At 37.3% G+C, this 5,653-nt stretch carries 5 protein-coding genes and 1 pseudogene; 1 reads left to right on the top strand and 5 read right to left on the bottom strand.

All coding sequences use genetic code 11. The features are described from left to right. The 5 genes from A9239_RS07720 to A9239_RS07740 form a co-directional block, all read right to left on the bottom strand. On the bottom strand, positions 1-203 hold a 203-nt coding region (locus tag A9239_RS07720), incomplete at its 3' end, for a hypothetical protein (RefSeq protein WP_141706406.1). A 528-nt stretch (positions 204-731) separates the two neighbouring features. Further along, positions 732-1,670 (bottom strand): winged helix DNA-binding protein, encoded by a 939-nt coding sequence (locus A9239_RS07725; RefSeq protein WP_048118242.1) that lies wholly within the window; start codon positions 1,668-1,670, stop codon positions 732-734. Between the two features lie 699 nt (positions 1,671-2,369). Further along, positions 2,370-2,582, bottom strand: a complete 213-nt coding sequence (locus tag A9239_RS19425) for a hypothetical protein (protein ID WP_155396468.1) — start codon at positions 2,580-2,582, stop codon at positions 2,370-2,372. An 843-nt stretch (positions 2,583-3,425) separates the two neighbouring features. Further along, positions 3,426-4,439, bottom strand: a complete 1,014-nt coding sequence (locus tag A9239_RS07735) for a DUF5996 family protein (protein WP_048155243.1) — start codon at positions 4,437-4,439, stop codon at positions 3,426-3,428. 230 nt (positions 4,440-4,669) lie between these two features. Beyond that, positions 4,670-5,032, bottom strand: coding sequence for a VOC family protein (locus A9239_RS07740; RefSeq protein WP_048118251.1), 363 nt, complete (start codon positions 5,030-5,032; stop codon positions 4,670-4,672). Between the two features lie 137 nt (positions 5,033-5,169). Between A9239_RS07740 and A9239_RS07745 the strand changes: the two are divergent. Further along, positions 5,170-5,653 (top strand): annotated as a pseudogene (locus A9239_RS07745) (hypothetical protein); the annotation flags it as partial.

Consider the following 5,653-nt stretch of genomic DNA (forward strand, 5'->3'; position numbering starts at 1 on the left):
ACAACGACAAGAGAAAGTGGGACATCGACAAGAGAAAGTGGGACAACGACAAGAGAAAGTGGAACAATAAGAAATATGGCAAAGAGTACAACAAATGGTACAAAGCGTATATAGTTTGGTCCTTCAGTTATAAAAAGTTCTGCGGTTATTACAGTGAATTCTACAGCTATTACTACGAATACTATAGCAGTTATAGAAGCCACTATGGAAGCAGATGGTAAGAAATGGCTCAAAATGTATATGAAATAGTTTGGAGGTTATAAGAAGTTCTACGGTGATTATAACAGTTATTTAAAATAGATGTTCAGAGCTGGCTGTAAATTATGTAAATGTAAAATATAGTAATTACTTAGCCATACAACCCTTTGGATTAAAAAAAATAATCCAGATTAAAAGAAAATATTCTGGATTAAAAATTATTAATTAAAAGAGCAGTAAGACCAAGAACAATAGAGTTCTTACTGCTCAGAAAGTGGGGAGATTCACGAGTTCTCTGCCCTGAGGAACAAAGTGAAATATCCCTGATTTTCTTTTTTCCATTATATCATTAAATTATTATCGTTGCATCATTAATTATTAAATTATTATCGTTGCATCATTAATTATTAAATTATATCATATGGTATACTTTTGTTGAGTCGTATAAATTTAGCTTCCCTTTCGCCACTTATCTTTGATTCGCTACATCTGTGATTCGCTACTTACTTGTGATTCGCTACATCTGTGATTACTTATCTGTGATCCTCATCTGTTAAAATCACAATATTCTCACGCCCATGCTTGAACTTCTGAATCAGGCCTCTCTTTTCCAGTTCTGAAAGCATGAGGCTGACTTTCACTTCGGAATAATCAAGCCTGCTGCGTAGATCCTTTTGCGTAATTCTACCCCTGTGGCCCCGAATCACATCAAGGACTTCTCGGAGATCCTTAGTAAGAGGAGATCTTCTTAAATCATCGGTCTCAATTTTGGAATTATCTGTAATTTTTATTCCTGGCTCACCTGGCTCTATTACTGTTTTCTTTACTGAAACTGCCTCTTGGGTGTTTTTGACCCCCAACTTTATTCCAGAACCAGGGATTTTAGCAAGGGCATTTGTCAGAAGCCTGGATGTATAGAACTTCCCTTCCTGAGACCTGTTTATTTTCATCTTTTTCCGCTTTCTGGAAAGTTTATAACCTCCGCCGAACAGAAAAAGAACCAGGAGGGCTACTGGTAGATGGCTTACAGTAAAAAAGTCATTCCTGGTTTTTTCGGTGGGATTAACGTTATTGACATTACTTATTTTGTCTTCGGCTGTTTCCTTTACCGGATTTTCGGAGACAGGATAAAGCAGGAGATCAAAGACATAGTTTCCCTCCTCTTCAATTTTCAAAGTTGCTTCTTTTGAATAGACTATAGTGCTGTTCCGGTAATACCTGGCTGTAATAACATAGTCTCCGGGTCCGAGTTCAAAGGAATAAGTACCATCTTTTGCCAGTACTGATTGAGGAGGATTAGAATTGATGCTAATCACAGTGTCATTGAGGGATTCAAGAGTATCCCATGCATATGTAGCCCCATGGATCGTTGCAGTGATGTTGCCGTCTGCTAAGAAAGGTACTCCTGAAGTAGGAGATATCGCTAAAGCGAGTAGAGCAGCAGTGCACAGAATGTAAAACCTCAGTTTCATCTCTATCAGTTAATTCAGTGTTATCAGTTAATTCAGTGTTATCAGTTAATTCAGTGTTATCAGTTAATCCTGTGTTGTAATTCGAGGTTATGGGATCAGCTGCTAGGCTATGGGGATCAGTTGCTAGGCTATGGGGATCAGTTGCTAAAAGTTATGAGCGTAAAATGTCTCTAAATTTATCCGAATATAGAATACATAGCTGTTTTTTTGGATAATTTCAATGGCTTGCCCCCAGACCCAAAATTAATTTTGCTATAATGAGCACGTTCCAAAATTACTTTTGAGAAGTCAAATATAGAATTTTGAAGCCGGCTTACTGAACACCCTCCCCATGTTTTCAGACTATTACGGCTATAAATTACAATTAAGTAAGTACAGATGATAAATAAATATATCGTTTATTATTTATTTCAATTTAAATAAATCAAAAAAAAAGATACAGTGCTCTAATATTTCTTTGCAAAACATTCCGTTTTTATAAAAGATGATAGATTTTTAAAAATTCGCAAACAAAATCACCAGGAAGATAGCAGCAAACTGTGTCATTTAACGGGAAGACTTTAACAGGAAGACTAACAGTGTTACTAAACAGTCACTAAAACAGGAGTTCTTATACAAGGTCCTCTGCTCTGGTAATTTTGTATCATATCAGGAATAGCTTTTTTTCTATTTTGGATTTCAAGCTTTTTATCTTTTATTTCAGGCACGTATACCTATATCCATTGTATCCTTCGATGTATCCTTTTTGGTACCCTCTATTATAATTGTCTTTGTAATTTTTGGTCCATCTGTTATCATTGTGAGGAGAGGGGATTTTCGAGAGAGCTTCTCTGCTGCCATATTTATTGCAATCTTTTTGGCCCTGTTTTCTGCCATCTCCATAACCTTTTTTATAGCCGTCTTTGTAACCATTTTTATTCTTGCTATTACCAGCTGCGCTTGCTGCTGCAGCCGTTACTGACAATACAAAGCAAAGTACCAGTAAAATAGCACAAATCTTTTTTATTCTATCAAATTTTGTATTTACCATAAATTAACTCCTGACTAGTTTGATTAAAAAATACTATATATGTGTGTGAAAAAGAATCCTTAAACTACCCAACCTGAATTCAATAATTAAATTCATCAACCTGAACTCAGTGCTTCAACTCTCCAGCTTAACCTCAATTTTTAAATTCATCAACCTGAACTCAGTACTTCAATTCCCCAACTTAAACTCAATTTTTAAATTCACCAACCTGAACTCAGTACTTCAACCCCCCAACCTGAACTCAATTCTTAAGCTAACTAACTTAAGATTTTCATGTGTATGTAATTTCTACTTGACCTCGCAGTTCTGGAAGAAATTGCCAAACTGTTTTGCCGATACCTATTAACTTGGCACCTTAACTTATAATTTTAATATTAACCGGATTAAATATAAGTATACTTATAATATACCCAGCTTAAAAACTAGTAAATTAATAAAATAATCATTTCTAAAGCTTTAATTTAAGATTAAGCTATTTATGACCCATTGAATTTACATCAACATAGTAAAAATCATTTTTTATGAAATTTAATTAAAATACCGGCTTTTCGCAGTTTATACTGGTTAAACATGGCTTTCAGTTCAAAAAAATTCTAATGAGATTAATACTCTCATGATTCGATATAAAAGGGCAAAAGAATAATTAAAGAAAATATGAAGGAAAATCAGGCAAAATATAAAGGAAAATCAGACAAAAGCGCCTCATAACTCTTTTAATTTGAAATTCAGATCTCCGGCCTTTCCAATTTTTCCAGTATATCCGCATATTCTTTGTGCTGCTTTTGAGCTTTTTCCTTAAGTTGCTTTTCGGATGACGGAAGCCTGAGAGCCTCAATATCCCAGTTCGCCTTCTTTGTTCCTGCCTGATACACGCTCTCAAGAAAATTCAGAACCGCTTTTTCCGGTGAATCTGCTGCATTTCGGACATCTTCATACCTTAAAAGTGCAAGCCCGGTATGATGGCTCCAGAAAGCTTCTTTTGGGCTTAGCGGCTCATTCATGAAGCCCGTTGGCTGCGGGTGCATATAAGCATAAAAAGCAGGTTCCCTTATCTGCTGGTCTCCAGCCCAGAACCCGAAGCTGAGAATTTCATGTGAAGAAGCCTCAAGTTCTACAGAATTTGCTCCTTCCTTGACAGGCGCAGACCTGCCTGAAAATAGAGTCAGGGCAAGGTCAGCGTGATGCCAGAAAAAGTGCACAGGCGAACTTTTCCCTATAAACCAGCCCCTGAAAACCTGAAAGATAGAACAGACCTGCACAAGGATTCTCCAGAAACGGTTCACGTATTCTTCGTCATAGGCGGTATGCTGGTAATCAGATGGAAAAGGTTCGGTACTTACCTCAGGGATATCGTAAGGCACAGGCCTGATGCCCACCATAATCCCAAGCTCGCCCAAACTTGAAAATACTCTGTCATAAAAAACGGCAACTGAAAGCCCTTTTAAAGGTACGGTTTTCAAGTCTCCTTCGCTGGTCTCAATCCTTAAAATATGCTCCTTGTCCCGAAAATTAAATTCCATTTCAAAAGTCATGTCCTCATAAGGAATAGGTCCGGTCGTGAGTCCACGCACTGAAACATAAAACGGCACATGCCACCAGTGGTTCATTTTCGGAAACAATGCAAGCCTGACTTTCCCGACGATTTGCAGGAACAGGTGCAGCTTATTCTTCGTACCTTCCCATTCTTCAAGTGGCAAAGGCGGGAATTGAATATCCCGCGTAAAGCTAGTGTTTACCATAATTACCCCTCTGGAAAATTCCTGGATTACTATATCAATGAGTGTGTCAATAACATATCAATGATTCTAAATTTCGGTGACGATTCTATCAAATTTATAAAATCATGATTATGAGTTGTAGATTCCGTTAATTTATAAGTTTAAAACTTTTCCTGTCCGAGTAAAAAAATAAAATATTGACTCTGAAGCTCTGGAGCAGGATTTTTGAATTGATAGCTGATTTTTATTTTTCAGGCCAGGGTTGAATGTTCCACGTATTCTATTACCGAGCCATCGGGATGCTTTACTGTCATGTTCCTGCCGGTCGGGACCTTATTTGGGCCCCGTATAATTTCTGCACCTTTTTCTTCCAGATAAGCCTTGAATTCATTAAGAGAATCGACAAGAAAGGTAGCCTGCGTACTTCTGAAGAGTTTTAGAGCTTCATCCGAACCGGCTATTAGTAAAACATTTTCTATTTGAACCAGTTCCAGGCCGATTTGCGGGATTGCAAAGCGCATGGCTTTGGGGGAGCCGAGAAGTTCTTCGTAGAATTCAAGGGCTGAGTTGAGATCGTTTACGTAGAGACGAGAGAGGGTCTGAAGGATTTTCATTATATCACAAAAACTGATTTTTGTTATACTTCTATAAATCGTCATCTGCCCACAATATAAAAAATTATTTATATGTTTCAAAACAATGAATTAAAAATTGTTTTTCGGGTTGAAGTTCCATTGAGGTAGGCCAGTAAATGGATAATGATATGATAGAAGAACTGCGGAAAATTGTAGTTGAATCTCTGCAATCTGAAGAAGGAAATTTAAACAAAGCAGTTGACCTTGCAATTAACTTCTCAACAAAAAATTTGATTTCTTTTGATCAGTTATTAGATCTGAGCACTCTCTGTGGATCGGAAGGATCCTATGAATTAGTATATATATTTGCAAAGACCGCTGCAAGCTTATCAACAGGACCTGAAAAAGCAGTTGCTCATTATAATGCGGGAACAGCTTCTTACTTTTTGAACCTACCTATGGAAGCAGAAGAACAGTATAAGCTTGCTCTGGAAGCAGACCCCAATGATGCAAGCACACACTCAAATTATGGAATTCTCCTGAAACAAATGGGGAGCTTTAGGGATGCAGAGAAACAATATAAGCTTGCTCTGGAAGCAGACCCCAGTCATGTCAGTACACATTCTAATTACGGAAATCTCCTTTCAGATATGGGACGCC

The sequence above is a fragment of the Methanosarcina sp. A14 genome (assembly GCF_001729375.1).
Classification (GTDB): domain Archaea; phylum Halobacteriota; class Methanosarcinia; order Methanosarcinales; family Methanosarcinaceae; genus Methanosarcina; species Methanosarcina barkeri.

What these genes read in the sequence shown, in the direction of transcription:
- A9239_RS07735 (WP_048155243.1), bottom strand. Translation starts at nt 4,439, where the DNA reads ATGGTAAACACTAGCTTTACGCGGGATATTCAATTCCCGCCTTTGCCA.
- A9239_RS07740 (WP_048118251.1), bottom strand. Translation starts at nt 5,032, where the DNA reads ATGAAAATCCTTCAGACCCTCTCTCGTCTCTACGTAAACGATCTCAAC.
- A9239_RS07725 (WP_048118242.1), bottom strand. Translation starts at nt 1,670, where the DNA reads ATGAAACTGAGGTTTTACATTCTGTGCACTGCTGCTCTACTCGCTTTA.
- A9239_RS19425 (WP_155396468.1), bottom strand. Translation starts at nt 2,582, where the DNA reads ATGGTTACAAAGACGGCTATAAAAAAGGTTATGGAGATGGCAGAAAAC.